Origin of the sequence: Sulfitobacter dubius (assembly GCF_027214245.1) — a bacterium.
Lineage (GTDB): Bacteria > Pseudomonadota > Alphaproteobacteria > Rhodobacterales > Rhodobacteraceae > Sulfitobacter > Sulfitobacter dubius_A.
The window spans coordinates 590,236-608,703 of record NZ_JAPWHM010000001.1 but is presented as its reverse complement, the minus strand read 5'-3'; the positions used below and the strand labels follow the sequence as shown (position 1 = coordinate 608,703).

The following is an 18,468-nucleotide window of genomic DNA, read 5'->3' as shown; positions in this document are numbered from 1 at the left end:
GACCCCGTCATGAACCACTTTGACCTGACCAAGACCGTATTGCGCCAAGGCATCTGGCACGGCGTGCTGACCGCCAAGGATGGCACCGACGCCCCGCAGATCGGCGTGACGCATGAAGGCAAAGAGGTGGCAGAGGTGACGCTGGAAGCCGAAGGGACCGAGGGGCGCTGGCACCTCTCTTTCGCCCTCCCACCCGAGGCGATTGCCGATGGGGTGCAGACCTTGGTTATCACCGAAAAGACCGGCGGGGCGCTCTTGGGTCATGTGACCCTGATCGCGGATGAAGCGCTTGGCGATGACATCCGGGCCGAGATGGACCTGCTGCGCGCCGAACTCGACATGCTCAAACGCGCCTTTCGGCGGCATTGCCGCGAAACGGGGTAAGGCAGGCGCCGCCCCGCACTGCAATCGGAACGCGGCGCCGCGCGCTCCAGGTCGCGCCCCGCCCCACCGCCAACGGACCGGCCCCAAACAAAAAGCCCCGCTGTCTCCAGCGGGGCTTTGTGCATCTTATCTGCGATATTTTACTCGTTCGGGCCCAACGCCGACAGACCCTTGAGGATGTCGATGGCATAGGCCAGTTGGTAATCCTCTTCACGCAGCTCAGCCGCCTTGCGGGCCTTTTCGCGATCATCTTCGATCTGTTTGATCTGATCGTCGGTCAGGCTGTCATTGTTCAACCGCCCGCGCAGATCGGCTTCGGAGCGGAGGGGACGTGCCGACAATGCCTCTTCGTCTTCCTCGGTCTCCGGTGCTGCGGGGGGTTGGGCCACAACGATGTCGGGCGACACGCCAAGCGCTTGGATCGACCGGCCCGAAGGCGTGTAGTAGCGCGCCGTGGTCAGGCGCATGGCCCCGTCGCCGCGCAGCGGCATGACGGTCTGAACCGACCCTTTGCCAAAGCTCTTGGTGCCGATGACGATGGCGCGGCGGTGGTCCTGCAAGGCCCCCGCGACGATTTCCGAGGCCGAGGCAGAGCCCCCGTTGATCAGCACCACAATCGGTTTGCCCATCGCCAGATCACCCGGCGTGGCGTTCACCCGGTCGCCATCTTCGATGTCGCGGCCACGGGTGCTGACGATTTCCCCTTCTTCGAGGAAGGCATCCGAAACGGCAATCGCCTGATTGAGCAAGCCACCGGGGTTGTTGCGCATATCAATGACGATGCCGTTGATATTCTCAATGCCACCCGCGTCTTCGATCTGCTGCTCAAGACCTTCTTTCATCTTGGGATAGGTCTGTTCGTTGAACGTTGTCAGACGCAGCACGGCGGTGTTGCCCACGGTCCGGGCGCGCACGGCGGTCAGCTGGATTGTGTCGCGCACGATGGAAACGTCGAAGGGCTCGGGCTCCCCTTCGCGCACCACGGTGATGAGGATCTCTGACCCCACCGGTCCGCGCATCATCTCAACCGCGTCGTCGAGGCCGAGACCCAAGAGGCTTTCACCATCGACATGGGTGATGAAATCGCCCGCCTCAATCCCGGCCTCAGCAGCAGGGGTGCCATCGATGGGCGAGACGACTTTGACGAAACCCTCTTCTTGGGTGACCTCGATGCCCAAACCGCCGAATTCGCCGCGCGTCTGCTCGCGCATCTTTTCGGCGTCCTTGGGCGACAGGTAGGATGAATGCGGATCAAGCGAGGTGAGCATACCGTTGATGGCGGCTTCGATCAGGTCACCGGGGTCGACATCTTCGACATATTGGGCGCGGATGCGTTCGAAAATATCACCAAAAAGATCGAGCTGTTCGTAAACATTGGTCGTCTTCTCGGCCTCTTGCGCCAGCAGCGGTCCGGCGATCTGAGTGGTTGCCACCACCCCCGCGACCGTGCCTGCAACGGCTGCCATCACGAATTTCTTCATCTGCTATCCATCCTTGTCGGTGCGGAACCAGTCTGCCGGGTCCTGAGGTGTGTTGTCTTGCCTGACTTCTATATAGAGCGTTTCCGTCCGGTCAGTGCCAGTGCCTTCACCATTTGGTGACATCTGAGAACTTGTGCCGCTTTCCGGCCCGCCCATCAACCCGATGGGCGTGCCACCGGCAATCACCTGCCCGGCTTGGCCGTAAACGATATCCAGCCCCGCCAGCACGAAAAGCGTATCGACCTGCGGCTCAAGGATCACGACATTGCCCAGATCAAGCAGCGGACCCACGTAGCGGATCGTCGCCGCCGCGGGGCTGGTGACAATGGCGCGGGGGCGGGTGGCAAGGATCATGCCGGGCCGTGTGACCCCAGCCGAATCCGTCTCTCCCGCCTTGCGCAGCACCAAGCCTTGGGCGGGCAAGGGCAGCTCGCCCACCTGCCCGTCAAGGTTCACCGGGGCTGGTTCTTCCGCGCCGGTGGTGATCTCGGACAGGCCACTGGCAAAGCCATCCAATGTCTCGGTCGAGGCAATCAGGATCGCGGTGCGCACCGGGTCTTCGGTAAAGCGCGTTGGCAGATCGGTACGGTTGGCCATCGCCTGATTAAGCGCGGTGCGGGCGCGCTGCACTTCGGTCAGCCCCTCTTGCAAGCGCTGTGCCGCATCGGTCTGCAAGGCACGTAAGGTTTTGATATCTTCGTAATCTTGGCGCAGCGCATCGGCGCGGGCGTTGAGCGCGGGCGTCAATTCCGCTAGCAACATCCCGGCACGCGCAGTGCCCATCGGACCATCGGGGTGCAGCAGCACCACGGGCGAGGGGTCACCGCCGATGCTTTGCAAGACGCCCAAGAACTGCGCCACCTCACCCTCGCGCGCCTGAAGCTTGCGGCTGAGCTGTGCCTCGTTGATCGCCGCCTGCCGCAGACCCGCGCGCATTGCCGCGAGTCCCGCCTCAAACGCTTGAATCGTTTCGGTCAGCGCCTGCACCCGGTCACGCGCCCCATCGGCTTGGTCAAGCCGTGTTGACGCCGCCTCCAGCGCCGACGCCGCCGCGCGCGCCTCTGCTGCGGCCTCTTCGGCCTGCGCCTGTGCCATCATGGGCAGACAGGCAAATAGGACAGCCGCGGCCAGATGTTTCATGAAAGCAAACTTTTCCCAGTCATTTCTTCGGGCTGCGGCAGACACATCAGATCAAGCACCGTGGGCGCCAAATCGGCCAACCGCCCCTCGCGCAGGGCGGTCCCTTCGGGCGCGCCCACCGCCACCACCGGCACGGGGTTAAGAGTATGCGCCGTATGCGCGCCGCCGTTCTCGGGATCGATCATCATCTCGCAATTGCCGTGATCCGCCGTGACGATCATCGCGCCGCCTGCCTTCTCCAACGCTATCAGCACGCGCCCCAGCCCCGCGTCCACCGCTTCGCAAGCCGCAATCGCTGCCTCCAGATCGCCGGTATGGCCAACCATATCGGGGTTGGCGTAATTCACCACGATGAGGTCATAGCCCGCCTCGATCGCCTGCACGAATTGATCCGTCACCTCGCCGCAGGACATCTCGGGCTGCATGTCATAGGTCGCGACATTGGGCGACTTGGGCATGTTGCGGTCTTCCCCCGTGGCCGGAGTCTCGACCCCGCCATTGAGGAAGAAGGTCACATGCGGATATTTCTCAGTCTCGGCCAGCCGGAACTGCCGCAGCCCCTGCTGTGCCACCCAATCCCCCAGCGTGTTCTTGATGTCCGGCTTGGGATACATCGTGGTCATATAGACGGCGTGGTCTTTGGAATATTCCGCCATGCCCATCAGCGCCGCCCAATCGGGGCGCGGGCCGGTGTCATAGGCGTCGAACCCCGGGTCGCCCAAGGCCGCCATGATTTCGCGCGCGCGGTCGGCGCGGAAGTTAAGGCAGAAAAGCCCGTCGCCCGTCGCCGCGCCCGCATAGCCGTCGATCACACTAGCGGCAAAGAACTCATCCGTCTCGCCCCGCCCGTATGCGGCCTGAACCGCTGCGCGGGCATCGGGAAACGCCTGCCCCTCGCCGCGCAGAATTGCCGCCGAAGCCTTGCCCACCCGGTCCCAACGAGTGTCGCGGTCCATCGCGAAATAGCGCCCTGTCACGGTGACGATCTTGACGCCTTCGGGCAGCGCCGCCTGCAACGTCTCAAAATAGCCAAGGGCAGAGGACGGCGCCACGTCGCGCCCATCGGTCACCGCATGGATCACCACCGGCAGTCCCGCCGCATCCAGCGCGCGGGCGGCGGCGATCATATGGCTGAGATGCCCATGCACCCCACCGTCCGAGACGACGCCCATCAGATGCGCGGTGCCGCTCGTCTCTTGCAGCTTAGCGATAAAACCCCGCAGCCGCTCATTCTCGGCAAAGCTACCTTCTTCGATGGCCAGATCGATCTGCCCCAGATCCATTGCCACCACCCGGCCCGCGCCGATATTGGTGTGGCCGACCTCGGAATTGCCCATCTGGCCGCGCGGCAGGCCAACGTCAGGGCCATGGGTGATGAGCTCCGCCTTTGGCCCCGCTTGCATGATCCGGTCGAAATTCGGCGTCTTGGCCAGCAGGGGGGCATTGCCCTCCGGCGCCTCGCTGAGGCCCCAACCGTCAAGGATGCACAATACGACAGGTTTGGGGGCGCTCATCAGACTGTTGCTCCGGCTTGGTGGCTGTTCAGCGCCTTTTACCCCTTGTGGGCTGGCACTTGAACCACTTTGTGCACAAGCCTCCCATTCCCGCGCAGAGGCCTTGCCCCGCGCGCCTGCTTTGGTCATAACGAGTGGCAACTTTCGCCTGAGCCGAGGACCAACTCCATGACCCTGCAAGCGCCCGAAACCCGCATCGTGAACACTTGGCGCGTGGCCTGCGACGGCAGCGAAGGCGCGCTTGGCCACCCGCGCGTCTGGCTGCAAATCCCACAAGACCGCGGTTGGGTCGAATGCGGCTATTGCGACTGTAAATTCGTCCATGCGGATTTCGAAGGCAAAGTCTGAGCCTTTCCGGCCCCCTCTGAACATCTGAACCGACGGCACGAACCTGCCCGCGCAGCGCATTGGCGTCTGGCCGTGGGCCATGCTTCGTGGCAAAAGGGTCGCCAACCCAGCGGAGCATTCCTATGACATTCGGCAAAGGCCACCACCTGCATCTGATCGACGGCTCGGCCTTCATCTTTCGCGCCTATCACGCCCTGCCGCCGCTGACGCGCAAATCCGACGGCATGCCCATTGGCGCGGTCGCCGGGTTCTGCAACATGCTGCACCGCTATGTTGAGGGCAACACCGGCCCCAATGCGCCGACGCATGTCGCCGTGATCTTCGACAAGGGCAGCCACACTTTCCGCAATGACATGTACGACCAGTACAAGGCCAACCGCGAGGCCATGCCCGAAGACCTGCGCCCGCAGATCCCCCTGACCCGCACCGCGACCGAGGCGTTTAACATCGCCTGCAAAGAGCTCGAGGGCTATGAGGCTGATGACATCATCGCCACATTGGCCGTCCAAGCCCGCGCCGCCGGGGGGCGTTGCACGATCATCAGTTCCGACAAAGACCTGATGCAGCTTGTGGGCGACGGGGTGGAAATGCTCGACGCGATGAAGAACAAGACCATCGACCGCGATGGGGTGTTTGAGAAGTTCGGTGTCTACCCTGACCGCGTGGTGGATGTGCAGGCGCTGGCGGGCGATTCGGTCGACAACGTCCCCGGCGCGCCCGGCATCGGGATCAAGACAGCCGCGCTTTTGATCAACGAATACGGCGATCTGGATGCGCTGCTAGAGCGCGCGGGCGAGATCAAACAGCCCAAACGCCGCCAGACCCTGATCGACCACGCCGAGCAAATTCGCCTGAGCCGCAGCCTCGTCCTGCTAGACGAAAACACCCCCCTCGACTTCACCATCGACGACCTCGAAGTGCGCGACCCCGATGCCGACCGCCTGCTCGGCTTCCTGTCCGAGATGGAGTTCCGCACCCTGTCGAAGCGCGTGGCCGAAGTGCTGGGCCGCGAAGCCCCCGCCATCCCCGACGCGCCAGCGCCCGCCGTGGCCGACGCACCGCAGGTCGCGGATGTGCCCTTCGACCACAGCAAGTATGAGCAGGTCAGTGACACCGAAGCGCTGCGCGTCTGGCTCGACCGGATTTATGAGGTCGGCTATGTCGCGGTCGACACCGAAACCACCGGCCTGAACGAGATGACCGCCGAACTGGTCGGCGTGTCGCTGTCGGTTGAGGCCGGGCAGGCCTGCTATATCCCACTGACCCACAAGGCCAGCCGCAGCGATGATCTGTTCGGCTCCGATGACCTCGCCCCCGGCCAGATGCCGATTGAGGAAGCGCTGCAACTGCTGACTCCGATGCTGGAGGATCCTGCGATCCTCAAGATCGGGCAGAATATGAAGTACGACGGCAAGATCTTTGCCCAACTGGGCATCACCGTAGCACCCATCGACGACACGATGCTGATGTCCTACGCGATGCACGCAGGCCTGCACGGGCATGGGATGGATACGCTTTCCGAACGCTACCTCGGCCACACGCCCCTGCCGATTAAACCGCTACTCGGCAGCGGCAAATCCGCCGTGACTTTCGACAAGGTGCCGATGGAAGACGCGGTGCCCTATGCCGCCGAGGATGCCGATGTCACCCTGCGCCTGTGGAAACTCTTCAAGCCGCAGCTGCACCGCGCCGAAGTCACCAAAGTTTACGAAACGCTTGAGCGCCCGTTGGTGCCAGTGCTGGCGCAGATGGAACGTTCGGGGATACTCGTCGACCGCGATACCCTTAGCCGGATGTCCAATGCTTTCGCCCAGAAAATGGCCGGTCTAGAGGCTGATATTCACGATCTGGCCGGAGAGACGTTCAACGTCGGCTCCCCCGCGCAGCTTGGTGAAATCTTGTTTGGCAAGATGGGGCTTGAGGGCGGCAAGAAGGGCAAGACCGGCAAATATTCCACCGGCGCAGATGTGCTGGAGGATCTGGCGACCGAACATGACCTCGCCCGTCGGGTGCTGGATTGGCGGCAGTTGTCCAAGCTGAAATCGACCTATACCGACGCGCTGCAAGACCATGTGAACGCCGACACGGGTCGGGTGCACACCTGCTATTCCATCGCCGGGGCGGCGACGGGGCGGCTCGCCTCGACCGACCCGAACCTGCAAAACATCCCGATCCGCTCCGAAGAAGGCCGCCGCATTCGTGAGGCTTTCGTCGCGCCCGAGGGCAAGGTGCTGGTGGCGCTGGACTACAGCCAGATCGAGTTGCGCATTCTGGCGCATATCGCGCAGATCGACGCGCTCAAGGAAGCCTTCGAGCGCGGCGATGACATCCACGCCATGACCGCGTCCGAGATGTTTGACGTGCCGATGGATCAGATGACCCCGGAAATTCGCCGCAACGCCAAGGCGATCAACTTCGGGGTGATCTACGGCATCTCCGGGTTCGGCCTCGCGCGCAACCTGCGCATTCCACGGGCCGAGGCGCAGGGCTTTATCGACCGCTATTTCGAACGTTTCCCCGGCATCCGCACCTATATGGACGACACCAAAGCCTTCGCCAAAGAGCATGGGTTTGTGCAGACGCTGTTCGGTCGCAAGATCAACACGCCCAACATCGGGGCCAAAGGGCCGCAGGCCGGTTTCGCCGCCCGCGCCGCGATCAACGCGCCGATCCAAGGCACCGCCGCCGACGTGATCCGCCGCGCCATGGTTCGGATGCCCGAGGCCATCGCCGATTTGCCCGCGACGATGCTGTTGCAGGTGCACGATGAACTGCTGTTCGAGGTGGAAAAAGGGGCCGAAGATGCGCTGATTGCCGCCGCGCGTGAAGTGATGGAAAACGCCAATGATCCGGTGGTCAAGCTGGATGTGAAGCTGATCGTCGACGCCGGCGTTGGTGCCAACTGGGCGGAGGCGCATTGATGGCTCATACAGACCTCCCCGAAGACCTCGCCCAAGCGTTGGAAGAGACCGGCGCGCAGGCCGGTTGGGACGGCTACAGCGCTGAGTTGCGCGCCGATGCGCTGGCATGGATCGACGCGGCGCGGACCACGACGGCGCGGTCAAAGCGGGTGGATGACGTGGCGCGCTTTGCCGGCAAGGGGCTTCCGCCGACACCGTTTCAGTAGGGTGAAATGAAGTACCGGCCCGGAATCAAGTCGCAGGCACCGGGCCATCGCCTGCCCGCCCCCCGGGTAGGCGATTTGGTGAGGCTGGGTAAAACCTCTCGGGCGCACATCCAGACTGAGCCATAAAGCGGTAGAAACTTCTGCCCGATCGCCGACCCGCAGGCAGGCGCTGCCCCTTTGCACTATTGTCGCGCTGCCCCTAGATACACTGCCATGACCCCAATCCTCTACTCCTTCCGCCGTTGCCCCTATGCCATGCGCGCCCGGCTCGCCATCGCCGCCGCGCAAACGCCCGTCCACCTGCGCGAAGTCGTGCTGCGCGACAAACCGCAAGCCTTCCTCGACGCCTCGCCCACCGCCACCGTCCCTTGCCTCGTCACCGAAACCGGCCCCATCGACGAAAGCCTCGACATCATGAAATGGGCGCTGGCCCAGAACGATCCCGAAGGCTGGTGCGACATGCCGCCCGAGGGGCACGATTGGATCGCCCGCGCCGATGGCCCGTTCAAAGACGCGCTGGACCGCACCAAATACGCCACCCGCTATCCCAATGTGGACCCCGAAGAACAACGCGCCAAGGCCACAGCCTTTCTCCAAGACCTCGACGCGCAACTGGACGATTGGATTTTCGACCGTCCCACGCTGGCAGATTACGCGATCCTGCCCTTCGTGCGGCAGTTCGCCTTCATCGACCGTGACTGGTTCGACGCGCAGGATTGGCCCGCCCTGCGCGGCTGGCTCGACCGGTTCCTCGCCTCGCCCCGGTTCGAAAGCGTAATGAGCAAATACCCCCAGTGGCAGCCCGACGATGCGCCGGTGTCATTCCCCTAAGGCGGCCACCCATCCAAGCGTCTGCTCTGTCGCCACATCCGGAATATACTCCCCGCTAACAAAACCGTCATAGCCCGCCCGAAGCGCGGCGAAGAGCCCGTCGAAATCGACTTTGCCACTGCCCGGCGCCCCCCGCTCTGGCGCATCACCTAGCTGCACATGGCGGATAAGGCGGCGGTATTCCTCAAACACCGCGACAGCATCGCCGTGGATCATCTGCGCGTGAAAACTGTCGAACTGCAGCGCCACATTGGGCGCGTCCACTGCCGCGAGAAGCTCTGCCGCCTGAGCATAATCGTTCAGGAAATAGCCCGGCTTGGCCTGCGGGCAGAGCGGCTCAATCATCAACGTGACCCCCGGCGGCGCCTCGGCGGCGGCATAGCGGAGGTTCGCCATAAAAGTCTCTGTCGCCGCTGCCCCCTCGGTCTCTCCGGCCATGACATGCACCATTCTGGGCCGCAGCGCGTCGACATAGCGCCAGACGCGGCGCATATCATGGGCAAAGCGTGCCTCCCCGCCCGGAATGGCCGCGAAACCGGGCTGACCGCCGGTATAATTCGGCGGTGGGGCATTGATCAGGGCAAGGGTTAACCCGTTGCGCAGCAAGGCGCGCTGCGTCTCTTTCGCGGGGATGCCATAGGGAGACAACACTTCGACCGCGCCAAACCCCGCCTCTGCCGCCGCGTCGAACCGGTCCAGATAGGGCAGTTCGGACCAAAGCAGCGATAGGTTGGCGGCGGGGGTGATCGGCATTCAGGTCTTTCGGTGAGTTTACGGCAGGTCTTCCGAAGGGATGATGCCAAAGAATTCCCCACCCGACCAGACACCAAACCAGCCATCGCGGTGCTGGCCCAGATCGACCAGACGGTAGAAGCTCTTTCGGTCGATCAGCGCCTCAAGGTTCCGACGCACCAACACATAGGGCGAGGGCTCGCCCGTCTCTTCATCGCGCACCACGCGGATCGGATGTTCCGGGCCGGCTTCGGCCACATCGCCCAGATTGCTGATAAACCGCAACTGCTGCGCCGCGCCCGCGCCTTCAGCCTCAAAATCCACGGCGACAAAGGGCGCATCTTCGACCGTGATGCCCACCTTCTCGACCGGGGACTTGAGGAAATAGTCATCCCCCTCGCGCCAGAGAATCGAAGCGAACAATTTGACCAATTCGATCCGCCCAATCGGCGTGCCTTGGTAAAACCACGTCCCGTCGCGTTTGATTTGCATGTCCAGATCGCCGCAGAATTCCGGGTTCCATTTCTCAAGCGGCGGGGTTCCGCGCGTTTTCGCGGCCTTGGCAGCTTCGATCAGACCGTCTGCGGTGGGTGTCACGGTATTTTGTCCGCTCATTGGTTTTGCCATTCCCTTTGGTCGCGATACACTTACACCTGGAAGATATAACTCCGGAGAAAGAAATGTCATGGCCGAAGCGGATGACCTGATCGCGCAAATCGAAGCGCTGACCGAAAAACTGGGCGAGGCCAAGCAGTCGATCACCGGGCGGTTCGTCGGGCAAGAGCAGGTCGTGGACCTCGCGCTCGCGGCTCTGCTCTGCGGTGGCCACGGGCTGTTGATCGGCCTGCCGGGCTTGGGCAAGACACGTCTGGTCGAGACCTTGAGCACCGTCATGGGCTTGCACGGCAACCGCGTGCAATTCACCCCCGATCTGATGCCCGCCGATATCCTCGGCTCCGAAGTGCTCGACACCGCGCCTGATGGCAGCCGTGCCTTTCGCTTTATCGAAGGGCCGATCTTTTGCCAGTTGCTGATGGCCGATGAGATCAACCGCGCCAGTCCGCGTACCCAGTCGGCGCTTTTGCAGGCGATGCAGGAAAAGACGGTGACTGTGGCGGGCCAAGACCGCGCCCTCGGCCAGCCCTTCCACGTCTTGGCCACTCAAAACCCGATCGAGCAAGAAGGCACCTATCCTCTGCCCGAAGCGCAGCTTGACCGTTTCCTTGTACAGATCGACGTGGCCTACCCCGACCGCCCGACGGAGCGGGACATTCTGCTGGCCACCACCGGTGTCGAAGAGGGCGCGGTGCGCCCGGTCTTCACCACCGAAGATCTGCTCTCTGCCCAGACCCTGCTGCGCCGGATGCCCGTGGGCGACAGCGTGGTGGAGCTAATCCTTGACCTCGTCCGCGCCTTCCGCCCCCATGAACCTGAGGCCACCCCGGCGGTGCGCGAGAGTGTCGCTTGGGGCCCCGGCCCCCGTGCCGCGCAAGCGCTGATGCTGACGGTCCGCGCCCGTGCGCTGCTGGAGGGGCGGCTTGCCCCCTCTGCCGAAGACGTGCTGGCGATGGCCCGCCCGGTGTTGAGCCACCGGATGGCGTTGAACTTTGCCGCCCGCGCACGCGGCGAAAGCCTGCAAGGGCTGATCGACGCCACCGCCGGTCAATTGATCGGGAAAAAGGCCGCCGCGTGACCCATTCCCCCCTAACCCTCAGGGCCGACGCCGAGGGCGAGGCGGCCCGGCTTCCCGCGCTTTTGGCGCGGGCCGAGCATTTGGCAGGTGCCGTGCTACCCGGTGCCCATGGCCTTCGCCGTGCAGGGACGGGGGATGATTTTTGGCAATACCGTCCGGCGCAGATGGGCGACAGCCGCCGCATGATCGATCACCGCCGCTCTGCCCGGGGCGATCATGAGTTCGTGCGCGAGCGGGAATGGCAGATCGCCCAGTCGGTGATGCTCTGGGTCGATCAGGGGGCGTCGATGCGCTTTGCCTCTGACAAAGGGCTGCCCGATAAAGCAGATCGCGCACGGTTGCTGGGGTTGGCGCTGTCGATCCTGCTGCTGCGCGGGGGCGAGCGTGTGGGCCTTACCGGGACTGCCCTGCCGCCCCGGCGCGGCAATCCGCAGGTGCTGCGTCTTGCCGAATTGCTCTGCCAAGAAGACACCCGCGAATATGCCCCGCCCGAACACCGCGGCATGATCCCCCATGCGCGGGCGATCTTTATCTCGGATTTCATGGGCGAACTCGACCCCGTCCGCACCGCGCTGACCAAAGCCGCTGACCGTGGCGTGCGCGGCGTGCTTTACCACCTGCTCGACCCGGCAGAGGAAGCCTTCCCCTTCGTGGGCCGTACCATTTTCGAAAGCGTCGGCGGCACGCTGCGCCATGAGACGCTGAAGGCGAATGACCTGCGCGACCGCTATTTCGACCGGCTCGCGGCGCGCAAAGATGAATTGCAACAACTCTGCGCCCGCACCGGCTGGCGTTACGGGCTACACCACACGGATGCGTCGGCGCAGTCGGCGCTGCTGTGGCTCTATGGCGCGTTGGACGCGCGGCAAGGAAGTGCTGCATGAGCGTTTTCGGCGGCATCGGTTTCACCGCGCCTTGGCTGCTGCTGGCCCTGCTGGCGCTGCCGATCCTCTGGCTGATTCTGCGTGCCGTGCCCCCGGCCCCGATCCGCCGCCGTTTTCCCGGTGTGGCACTGCTCTTGGGTTTGGCGGATGACGAAAGCACGACGGACCGCACGCCGTGGTGGCTGCTGCTACTGCGGATGCTGGCCGTGGCTGCGATCATTGTTGGCCTCGCCGGGCCGGTGCTGAACCCGCAGGCCGAAGCGGAACAGGGCAGCGGCCCCCTGTTGATGGTGCTGGATACATCATGGGCCGGGGCCAGTCGCTGGGACCAACAGTTGGCCGCCGTAGACGCGCAACTGACCCGCGCCGGACGGGCCGAGCGGACAGTGGGCATCCTGACCCTGACCGACCCGCAGGTGCCAACATTCCAATCCGCTGATGCGTGGCGTAGCCGCCTAGCAGGGCTTTCCCCCGCGCCGTGGCAGCCTTCCCCGGCAGAGATCACCCGCGCGGCTGAGATCATGGCCGACCTGCCCGCCTTCGATACAATGTGGTTCAGCGATGGCTTGGACTATCCGGGCCGCGATGACCTGCTCGCCGCGCTGCAATCCAAAGGCGCGGTGGAGGTGCATCAATCGGCGAGCAATGTCATCGGCATCGCCCCCGCCGTCTACCAAGATGGCGCAATCGACCTGACCCTGCGCCGCGCCATTCCCGGCCCGGAGCGCGAGGCCGTGGTGCAGGCCCATGGTCGCGACCCCGCAGGCAATGCCCGCGTTTTGGCCACCGCCAACGCCAGTTTCGAGGCGGGGGCGACAGAGGCCACCACCTCCCTGTCGCTGCCCGCCGAACTGCGCGCGCGACTGACCTCCTTCGACATCGCAGGACAACGTTCTGCCGGGGCGCGCACCTTGGTCGACGACGGGCTGCGCCGCCGCGAGGTCGCGCTGATCAGCGGGCGCGGGGCGCAGGAAGGGCTGCAACTGCTTTCGCCGCTGCATTATATCGAACAGGCGTTGGCCCCGAGTGCTGACCTGATCGACGGCACCCTGACCGACGTGCTGCCCGCCAACCCCGATGTGATCGTGCTGGCCGATGTGGCCACCCTCAGCCCCGCCGAAGCAGAGCCTCTGCAAGAGTGGATTGATGCGGGTGGCATGCTGATCCGCTTCGCCGGACCGCGCATTGCGGCGAGTGACGTGAGCCGCATCGACGAAGACCCGCTGATGCCCGTGCGCCTGCGCGCCGGAGGGCGCAGCGTGGGCGGTGCGATGTCTTGGGGGGAGCCTAAAGCGCTGGCCCCGTTCCGCAACGGTTCTCCCTTCTTCGGCCTGCCGGTGCCAGATGACGTGACCGTTTCCGCGCAGGTCGTGGCGCAACCGGACCCGACACTGGCCGACCGGGTGATTGCGTCGCTGAGTGACGGCACGCCGCTAGTCACGCGCAAGGCCGTCGGTCAGGGGCAGATCGTACTTTTCCACGTCACCGCCACGGCGGAATGGTCGACCCTGCCGCTGTCGGGTCTTTTCGTGCAGATGATGGAGCGGCTGGCCGTGTCGTCAGGCGCCAGCACGCCCGAGGCCGGTAGCCTTGAGGGCACCACATGGACCCCGCTGCGGGTGATGGACGGTTTCGGCACCCTGTCGGACGCGGGCAACCTGCCCGGCGTCGCGGGGCCCGACCTGATCTCGGCCCCCGCTGGCCCTGCGCTACCCCCCGGCATCTACGGCTCAGAAGACCGACGGCTGGCGCGCAATGTGCTGACTGCTGAGACCACGCTCACCCCCGCCACATGGCCATCGGATGTGCCGCTGCGTGGTCTCACGCTGCCGCCGGAACAGCCGCTGGCCGGAGCGCTTCTGAGCCTCGCGATCCTGTTGTTGGTCGCCGATGTGCTGGCCTCTCTCGCCCTTTCGGGGCTGCTGCTGCGCCGCTCGGCTGGTACGCTGGCGCTGATCTTGGGGCTGGGCTTGCCACAGATAGGCGACGCGCAGGAGACTGACCCCGAAAGCTTTGCCGTGCGCTCCGCCTCCGAAGTCACGCTGGCCCATGTGCTGACCGGGAATAGCGACGTTGACGAAGTCGCCCGCGCCGGGCTGACCGGCCTGTCGGACACGCTTTATTTTCGCACCACGGTAGAGCCTGCCCTGCCTACAGGTGTCGATTTGGAGCAAGACGAACTCGCCTTTTTCCCGATCCTCTATTGGCCCGTCACCCCCGATCAACCGCAGCCCTCGACCGAGGCTTATGGCAAGCTGAACGACTATCTCCGCTCGGGCGGGTTGATCCTGTTTGATACCCGCGACGCGGATATCGCGAGCTACGGTGCCGCCAGCCCGAACGGGCGCAGGCTGCAGGAATTGGCCGCCCCGCTTGACATCCCACCGCTTGAGCCGCTGCCCGGCGACCATGTGCTGACCCGCACCTTCTATCTGCTGCAGGACTACCCGGGTCGCTACACCAGCCGCGATGTCTGGGTTGAGGCCGCGCCGCCCGATGCCGAACGGATCGAAGGCATGCCGTTCCGCAACCTCAATGACGGAGTGACCCCGGTGGTGATCGGCGGCAACGATTGGGCCGCCGCTTGGGCCGTGCGCCGTGATGGCGCGCCGCTGCTGCCCATCGGGCGCGGCTATGCCGGAGAGCGGCAGCGCGAACTGGCTTACCGCTTTGGCGTGAACCTTGTGATGCATGTGCTGACGGGCAACTACAAATCCGATCAGGTCCATGTGCCTGCGCTGCTTGATAGGTTGGGCCAATGACCGGAACCGTGCTTTTCGATCCGCTGATCCCGCTGCCGCTGCTGATTGGGCTGGGGGTGCTGGCCGCGCTCGGCGTTCTGCTGGCGGTGTGGCGTGGCCTGTCGGGCTGGGCCCTGCGGGGATTGGCGGCAGCGGTGGTTTTGGCGGCGCTCGCTGGCCCCTCCTATCAAACCGAAGACCGCGCCCCGCTGTCGGACATCGTCCTGCTGCTCGAAGACGAGAGCGCCAGCCAGCGGCTTGCCGACCGCGCCGATCAAACCGATGCCGCCGCCGAGGCGATGGCCGCCCGCATCACTGCACGCCCCAACACTGAACTGCGCCGGATCACCGTGCCGGACGGGGCCGAGGATGCCGGCACCCGGCTGATGACCACCTTGGCTGATGCGCTGGCCGAAGAGCCACGTTCGCGGATCGCGGGCATTTTGGCAGTCAGTGATGGCCGGGTGCATGACGCTGACCTACCGCTTGACCTTCCCGCGCCGCTGCACCTTCTGCAAACAGGCCTTGCCGAGGATTGGGACCGCCGCCTGACCGTCCGCAACGCTCCGGCCTTTGCCATGATCGGTGAGCCAGTGACACTGACGTTGCGCATCGACGATCTGGGCGCTGCGCCCGAGAGTGACGGGCTGACCCAGCTTGATATCTCTGTCGACGGCGAGGAACCGCAAAGCTTTAACGTCCCCGTAGGCCAAGACATCGACCTGCCCGTCACCCTGCCCCACGGCGGGCGCAATGTGATCCGCTTTTCCCTGCCTAAAGCCGATGGGGAACTGACCGACCGCAACAATGCCGCGCTGATCCAGATGAACGGGGTGCGCGACCGTCTGCGCGTGTTGCTCGTCTCGGGGGAGCCGCATCCCGGGGGGCGCACATGGCGCAACCTGCTGAAGTCCGACAGCGCGGTCGATCTGGTGCATTTCACGATTCTGCGCCCGCCCGACAAGCAGGACGGCGTGCCGGTGAACGAGTTGTCGCTGATCGCCTTTCCGACGCGCGAGCTGTTCATGGACAAGATTGACGACTTCGATCTGATTATCTTTGACCGCTATCAGCGGCGCGGCATCCTGCCTGCGCTCTACCTCGATAATGTGGCGCAATATGTGCGCAAGGGCGGCGCGGTGCTGGTTGCTGCGGGGCCTGACTTTGCCAGTGCCGACAGCCTCTACCGCTCGCCGCTTGGCACGGTGCTGCCCGCCACCCCCACCGCGCGGGTGCTGGAGAAAGCTTTCCCCCCCGTCGTGACTGACATTGGTCAGCGCCATCCCGTCACCGCTGAGTTGCCCGGCAAGGGCGATTGGGGCCGCTGGCTGCGTCAGATCGATGTGACGGCTGAGCGTGGCGATGTGGTCATGAGCGGCGCAGACGACCGCCCGTTGCTGGTGCTCGACCGCGTCGACGAAGGCCGCGTGGCGCTGCTGGCCTCAGATCACGCTTGGCTATGGAACCGTGGCTATGAGGGCGGTGGTCCACAGTTGGAACTGCTGCGCCGTCTGGCCCATTGGATGATGAAAGAACCCGAGCTTGAGGAAGAGGCGCTGACCGCCACCGCCCAGGGCCGCACCATGCGCATCACCCGGCGCACCTTGGATGAAACCGTGCCCCCCGTCACCATCACCGCCCCCGATGGCAGCACCACCGAAGTGCCCCTCGCCCCCGCTGGTCCGGGCCGTTTTGAGGCTGAATTCACGGGCGAAGAGATGGGCCTCTACCGATTGGAAAACGGGGAGGAGGTGACTGTCATCGGCCTCGGCCCTGCTGCCCCGCGCGAGTTTATTGAGACGATTGCCAGTGACGCAGCCCTGCGCCCAGCCATCGACACCCTGCGCGGTGGCGTGGCACGGGTGGAGGATGGGCTGCCGCGCCTGCGCGACGTGCGCCTTGGCCGCCCTGCTGCCGGGCGCGGTTGGCTGGGGCTGACCCCCCGTGGTGCTTATGAGACCCGCGATGTGCGCCAAACGCCGCTGCTGCCGGGGTGGTTGGTGTTGTTGCTTTCGGCCCTGTTCATCATTGCCGCTTGGCTGCGCGAAGGCCGCCGTTAAAGCGCGCGGAGCAGCAGCCCGCCCGCAAGCGTGACGACGATAAGCCCTGCCGTTAGCTCTGCCACCGCCGCGGCCTGCGCCAAGCGCGGCGATCCGGCGAGCCCTCCAAGCACCCCCGCCCGCAACCCCGTGGCGGCAAGACCGGTGGCGATGGTGATCAATCCGGTGCCAAGCGCCATGGCGAAAGCGCCCAAAACACCGACGCCGCCGATGCCCATATGCCAAGTGATAACCAGCACGAACAGCGCCCCGGTGCAGGGACGAATGGCGATCCCGGCAATCAAGAGCAGCGCATCACGCAGGCTGCCCGCCTGCTGGACCTGTGCCAAGCTCGGCCCATGGGCATGACCGCAATGGCCGCAAACTTCTTCGCTGTGCGCCGCTTCCTTTTGCCGCGCATGACGCAGCCCGCGCCAGATCAGCCAAAGCCCGATAAGGGCAATCGCGCCGTAGCTTGCCGGGGCCATGATGTCTTCTGTCACGCCCACCAGCGCCTCACGGCCAAGGCCCAAAAGCAGGATCCCCGCATAGACCAAGGCCACCGCCGTCACCGCTTGACCCAGCGAGGCGGCCAAAGCGATCAGCGACAGCCGCAGCATGGGCACAGAGCGCGCCAGCCCATAGCCGCCAATCACGATCTTGCCATGCCCCGGCCCTGCCGCATGCACCACGCCGTAGGCAAAAGATGCCAGCAGCACCGTCCAGAACGCCGCCGTATCGCCGCCCCGCGTGGCGCGCAGCCCGCTGGCGATGCTGTTTTGAAACCCGCGCTGCTGTCCCGCCGCCCAATGGGCAAGGGCGTTAAAGCCCCCCGTCCACCACAGCGCCGCCAGCGCCAGCAAGGTCGCGAAGGCGGCCAGCGCTATGATGCGTCGCATGTGATCACCACTTCATTGGCCAAGGCTTCGCCAATTTCAGGCAGGCCGACATCGTTCGGATCGGTATTCGCGTCCAAGGCGCTCAGATCCTGCTGAAGTTCGCGCAGATCGGCGTTCATCTCAGGCATCTTGACCCGCGCGCGACAGGCGTCACTGCCTTGGACGGTCACTTTCTGCGTCACCTCATAAGCGGTGTAATAGGTCGGGTCATAGGGTTTGATGACCAGCCCATCCGCGTGAGGCGCATCGCCCTCGACCGCGCGCAGATGGCTGGTGATGATCCGGCCCTCGGAAAAGGTCGTCGCCACCTCTTGCGGGCTGGAAAGCGCGATCTTTTCACCGCCGTTCAGCAAGACCGTATCGCCGTTGAACCCTTCGATCCACTGCATGTCGAACCCGTTGAGTGAGGCCACCTCTGGCTCGGTCAACACGCCATCGTAATCGGGGTCGAGCCCGCGATCCTCGGTCACCAACAGAGAATAGAATTCGTCATAGGCCCATGTGATCCGCAGATGGGTCAACCGCCCCTCGGCATCGACAATCACCTCAAGCCCCGTATCGACAAAGATATGCGGATGCGCGCCAAGCGGTGTGGCGCAGGCAAGAAGGGCGGCGGTAACAAGCGGGTATTTCATGGCGCTAGGTCTACCCCCCT

General features: G+C 64.6%; 16 protein-coding genes. 9 read left to right on the top strand and 7 right to left on the bottom strand.

The window, feature by feature from the left end; translation table 11 throughout:
- Positions 1-9: 9 nt before the first annotated feature.
- The gene (locus O4H31_RS02935; protein WP_269342607.1) at positions 10-384 is read left to right on the top strand and encodes a hypothetical protein; all 375 of its coding nucleotides are present in this window, start codon (positions 10-12) and stop codon (positions 382-384) included.
- Between the two features lie 140 nt (positions 385-524).
- Here O4H31_RS02935 and O4H31_RS02930 read toward each other — a convergent pair whose 3' ends face one another.
- From O4H31_RS02930 to gpmI, 3 genes are read right to left on the bottom strand one after another with little or no spacing between them, the layout of a single operon-like run.
- On the bottom strand, positions 525-1,865 hold the full coding sequence (locus O4H31_RS02930; protein ID WP_269342605.1) for a S41 family peptidase: 1,341 nt from the start codon (positions 1,863-1,865) through the stop codon (positions 525-527).
- A gap of 3 nt (positions 1,866-1,868) precedes the next feature.
- Complete coding sequence (locus O4H31_RS02925) at positions 1,869-3,005, bottom strand: murein hydrolase activator EnvC family protein (RefSeq protein ID WP_269342603.1); 1,137 nt, start codon at positions 3,003-3,005, stop codon at positions 1,869-1,871.
- Entirely contained in the window at positions 3,002-4,519 is a 1,518-nt protein-coding gene (gene gpmI / locus O4H31_RS02920; RefSeq protein WP_269342601.1) for a 2,3-bisphosphoglycerate-independent phosphoglycerate mutase, read from the bottom strand. The genes O4H31_RS02925 and gpmI overlap by 4 nt, the downstream gene beginning before the upstream one ends.
- A 168-nt stretch (positions 4,520-4,687) precedes the next feature.
- On the opposite strand from gpmI, the gene O4H31_RS02915 reads away from it, so the two are divergent.
- The 4 genes from O4H31_RS02915 to O4H31_RS02900 all read left to right on the top strand — a co-directional run bounded on the left by O4H31_RS02915 (position 4,688) and on the right by O4H31_RS02900 (position 8,825).
- Positions 4,688-4,867, top strand: a complete 180-nt coding sequence (locus tag O4H31_RS02915) for a zinc-finger domain-containing protein (protein WP_067263007.1) — start codon at positions 4,688-4,690, stop codon at positions 4,865-4,867.
- Between the two features lie 122 nt (positions 4,868-4,989).
- Positions 4,990-7,788, top strand: a complete 2,799-nt coding sequence (gene polA / locus O4H31_RS02910) for a DNA polymerase I (protein ID WP_269342595.1) — start codon at positions 4,990-4,992, stop codon at positions 7,786-7,788.
- Positions 7,788-7,994: a YdeI/OmpD-associated family protein gene (locus O4H31_RS02905; protein WP_269342593.1), complete on the top strand. Its 207-nt coding sequence runs from the start codon at positions 7,788-7,790 to the stop codon at positions 7,992-7,994. The genes polA and O4H31_RS02905 overlap by 1 nt, the downstream gene beginning before the upstream one ends.
- A 213-nt stretch (positions 7,995-8,207) precedes the next feature.
- Positions 8,208-8,825: a glutathione S-transferase gene (locus tag O4H31_RS02900; RefSeq protein WP_269342591.1), complete on the top strand. Its 618-nt coding sequence runs from the start codon at positions 8,208-8,210 to the stop codon at positions 8,823-8,825.
- Here O4H31_RS02900 and O4H31_RS02895 read toward each other — a convergent pair.
- Together O4H31_RS02895 and O4H31_RS02890 are read right to left on the bottom strand one after the other, a co-directional pair.
- Complete coding sequence (locus O4H31_RS02895; RefSeq protein WP_269342589.1) at positions 8,814-9,578, bottom strand: hydroxypyruvate isomerase family protein; 765 nt, start codon at positions 9,576-9,578, stop codon at positions 8,814-8,816. The two genes, O4H31_RS02900 and O4H31_RS02895, sit on opposite strands and share 12 nt — an antisense overlap.
- 18 nt (positions 9,579-9,596) lie before the next feature.
- Positions 9,597-10,172, bottom strand: a complete 576-nt coding sequence (locus tag O4H31_RS02890; RefSeq protein ID WP_269342586.1) for a DUF1285 domain-containing protein — start codon at positions 10,170-10,172, stop codon at positions 9,597-9,599.
- A gap of 70 nt (positions 10,173-10,242) precedes the next feature.
- Here O4H31_RS02890 and O4H31_RS02885 point away from each other — a divergent pair, with 70 nt between their 5' ends.
- The 4 genes from O4H31_RS02885 to O4H31_RS02870 are packed head-to-tail and all read left to right on the top strand — an operon-like array spanning position 10,243 to position 16,935.
- Positions 10,243-11,250 carry an AAA family ATPase gene (locus O4H31_RS02885; RefSeq protein ID WP_269342584.1) on the top strand — a complete coding sequence of 336 codons (1,008 nt, stop codon included), beginning with the start codon at positions 10,243-10,245 and terminating at the stop codon, positions 11,248-11,250.
- On the top strand, positions 11,247-12,134 hold the full coding sequence (locus O4H31_RS02880; protein WP_269342582.1) for a DUF58 domain-containing protein: 888 nt from the start codon (positions 11,247-11,249) through the stop codon (positions 12,132-12,134). Before O4H31_RS02885 ends, O4H31_RS02880 begins: the two co-directional genes overlap by 4 nt.
- Positions 12,131-14,896 carry a DUF4159 domain-containing protein gene (locus tag O4H31_RS02875; RefSeq protein WP_269342580.1) on the top strand — a complete coding sequence of 922 codons (2,766 nt, stop codon included), beginning with the start codon at positions 12,131-12,133 and terminating at the stop codon, positions 14,894-14,896. The genes O4H31_RS02880 and O4H31_RS02875 overlap by 4 nt, the downstream gene beginning before the upstream one ends.
- Positions 14,893-16,935 carry a hypothetical protein gene (locus tag O4H31_RS02870; RefSeq protein WP_269342577.1) on the top strand — a complete coding sequence of 681 codons (2,043 nt, stop codon included), beginning with the start codon at positions 14,893-14,895 and terminating at the stop codon, positions 16,933-16,935. Before O4H31_RS02875 ends, O4H31_RS02870 begins: the two co-directional genes overlap by 4 nt.
- Here O4H31_RS02870 and O4H31_RS02865 read toward each other — a convergent pair.
- Both O4H31_RS02865 and O4H31_RS02860 read right to left on the bottom strand, forming a co-directional pair.
- Positions 16,932-17,813: a nickel/cobalt transporter gene (locus tag O4H31_RS02865; protein ID WP_269342575.1), complete on the bottom strand. Its 882-nt coding sequence runs from the start codon at positions 17,811-17,813 to the stop codon at positions 16,932-16,934. The two genes, O4H31_RS02870 and O4H31_RS02865, sit on opposite strands and share 4 nt — an antisense overlap.
- Positions 17,798-18,448 carry a DUF1007 family protein gene (locus O4H31_RS02860; RefSeq protein ID WP_269342573.1) on the bottom strand — a complete coding sequence of 217 codons (651 nt, stop codon included), beginning with the start codon at positions 18,446-18,448 and terminating at the stop codon, positions 17,798-17,800. The genes O4H31_RS02865 and O4H31_RS02860 overlap by 16 nt, the downstream gene beginning before the upstream one ends.
- Positions 18,449-18,468 lie beyond the last annotated feature (20 nt).

Bases quoted from the DNA above. Each gene is read 5' to 3' on its own strand.
- O4H31_RS02935 (WP_269342607.1), top strand. From the start codon at position 10: ATGAACCACTTTGACCTGACCAAGACCGTATTGCGCCAAGGCATCTGG.
- O4H31_RS02930 (WP_269342605.1), bottom strand. From the start codon at position 1,865: ATGAAGAAATTCGTGATGGCAGCCGTTGCAGGCACGGTCGCGGGGGTG.
- O4H31_RS02925 (WP_269342603.1), bottom strand. From the start codon at position 3,005: ATGAAACATCTGGCCGCGGCTGTCCTATTTGCCTGTCTGCCCATGATG.
- gpmI (WP_269342601.1), bottom strand. From the start codon at position 4,519: ATGAGCGCCCCCAAACCTGTCGTATTGTGCATCCTTGACGGTTGGGGC.
- O4H31_RS02915 (WP_067263007.1), top strand. From the start codon at position 4,688: ATGACCCTGCAAGCGCCCGAAACCCGCATCGTGAACACTTGGCGCGTG.
- polA (WP_269342595.1), top strand. From the start codon at position 4,990: ATGACATTCGGCAAAGGCCACCACCTGCATCTGATCGACGGCTCGGCC.
- O4H31_RS02905 (WP_269342593.1), top strand. From the start codon at position 7,788: ATGGCTCATACAGACCTCCCCGAAGACCTCGCCCAAGCGTTGGAAGAG.
- O4H31_RS02900 (WP_269342591.1), top strand. From the start codon at position 8,208: ATGACCCCAATCCTCTACTCCTTCCGCCGTTGCCCCTATGCCATGCGC.
- O4H31_RS02895 (WP_269342589.1), bottom strand. From the start codon at position 9,578: ATGCCGATCACCCCCGCCGCCAACCTATCGCTGCTTTGGTCCGAACTG.
- O4H31_RS02890 (WP_269342586.1), bottom strand. From the start codon at position 10,172: ATGAGCGGACAAAATACCGTGACACCCACCGCAGACGGTCTGATCGAA.
- O4H31_RS02885 (WP_269342584.1), top strand. From the start codon at position 10,243: ATGGCCGAAGCGGATGACCTGATCGCGCAAATCGAAGCGCTGACCGAA.
- O4H31_RS02875 (WP_269342580.1), top strand. From the start codon at position 12,131: ATGAGCGTTTTCGGCGGCATCGGTTTCACCGCGCCTTGGCTGCTGCTG.
- O4H31_RS02870 (WP_269342577.1), top strand. From the start codon at position 14,893: ATGACCGGAACCGTGCTTTTCGATCCGCTGATCCCGCTGCCGCTGCTG.
- O4H31_RS02865 (WP_269342575.1), bottom strand. From the start codon at position 17,813: ATGCGACGCATCATAGCGCTGGCCGCCTTCGCGACCTTGCTGGCGCTG.
- O4H31_RS02860 (WP_269342573.1), bottom strand. From the start codon at position 18,448: ATGAAATACCCGCTTGTTACCGCCGCCCTTCTTGCCTGCGCCACACCG.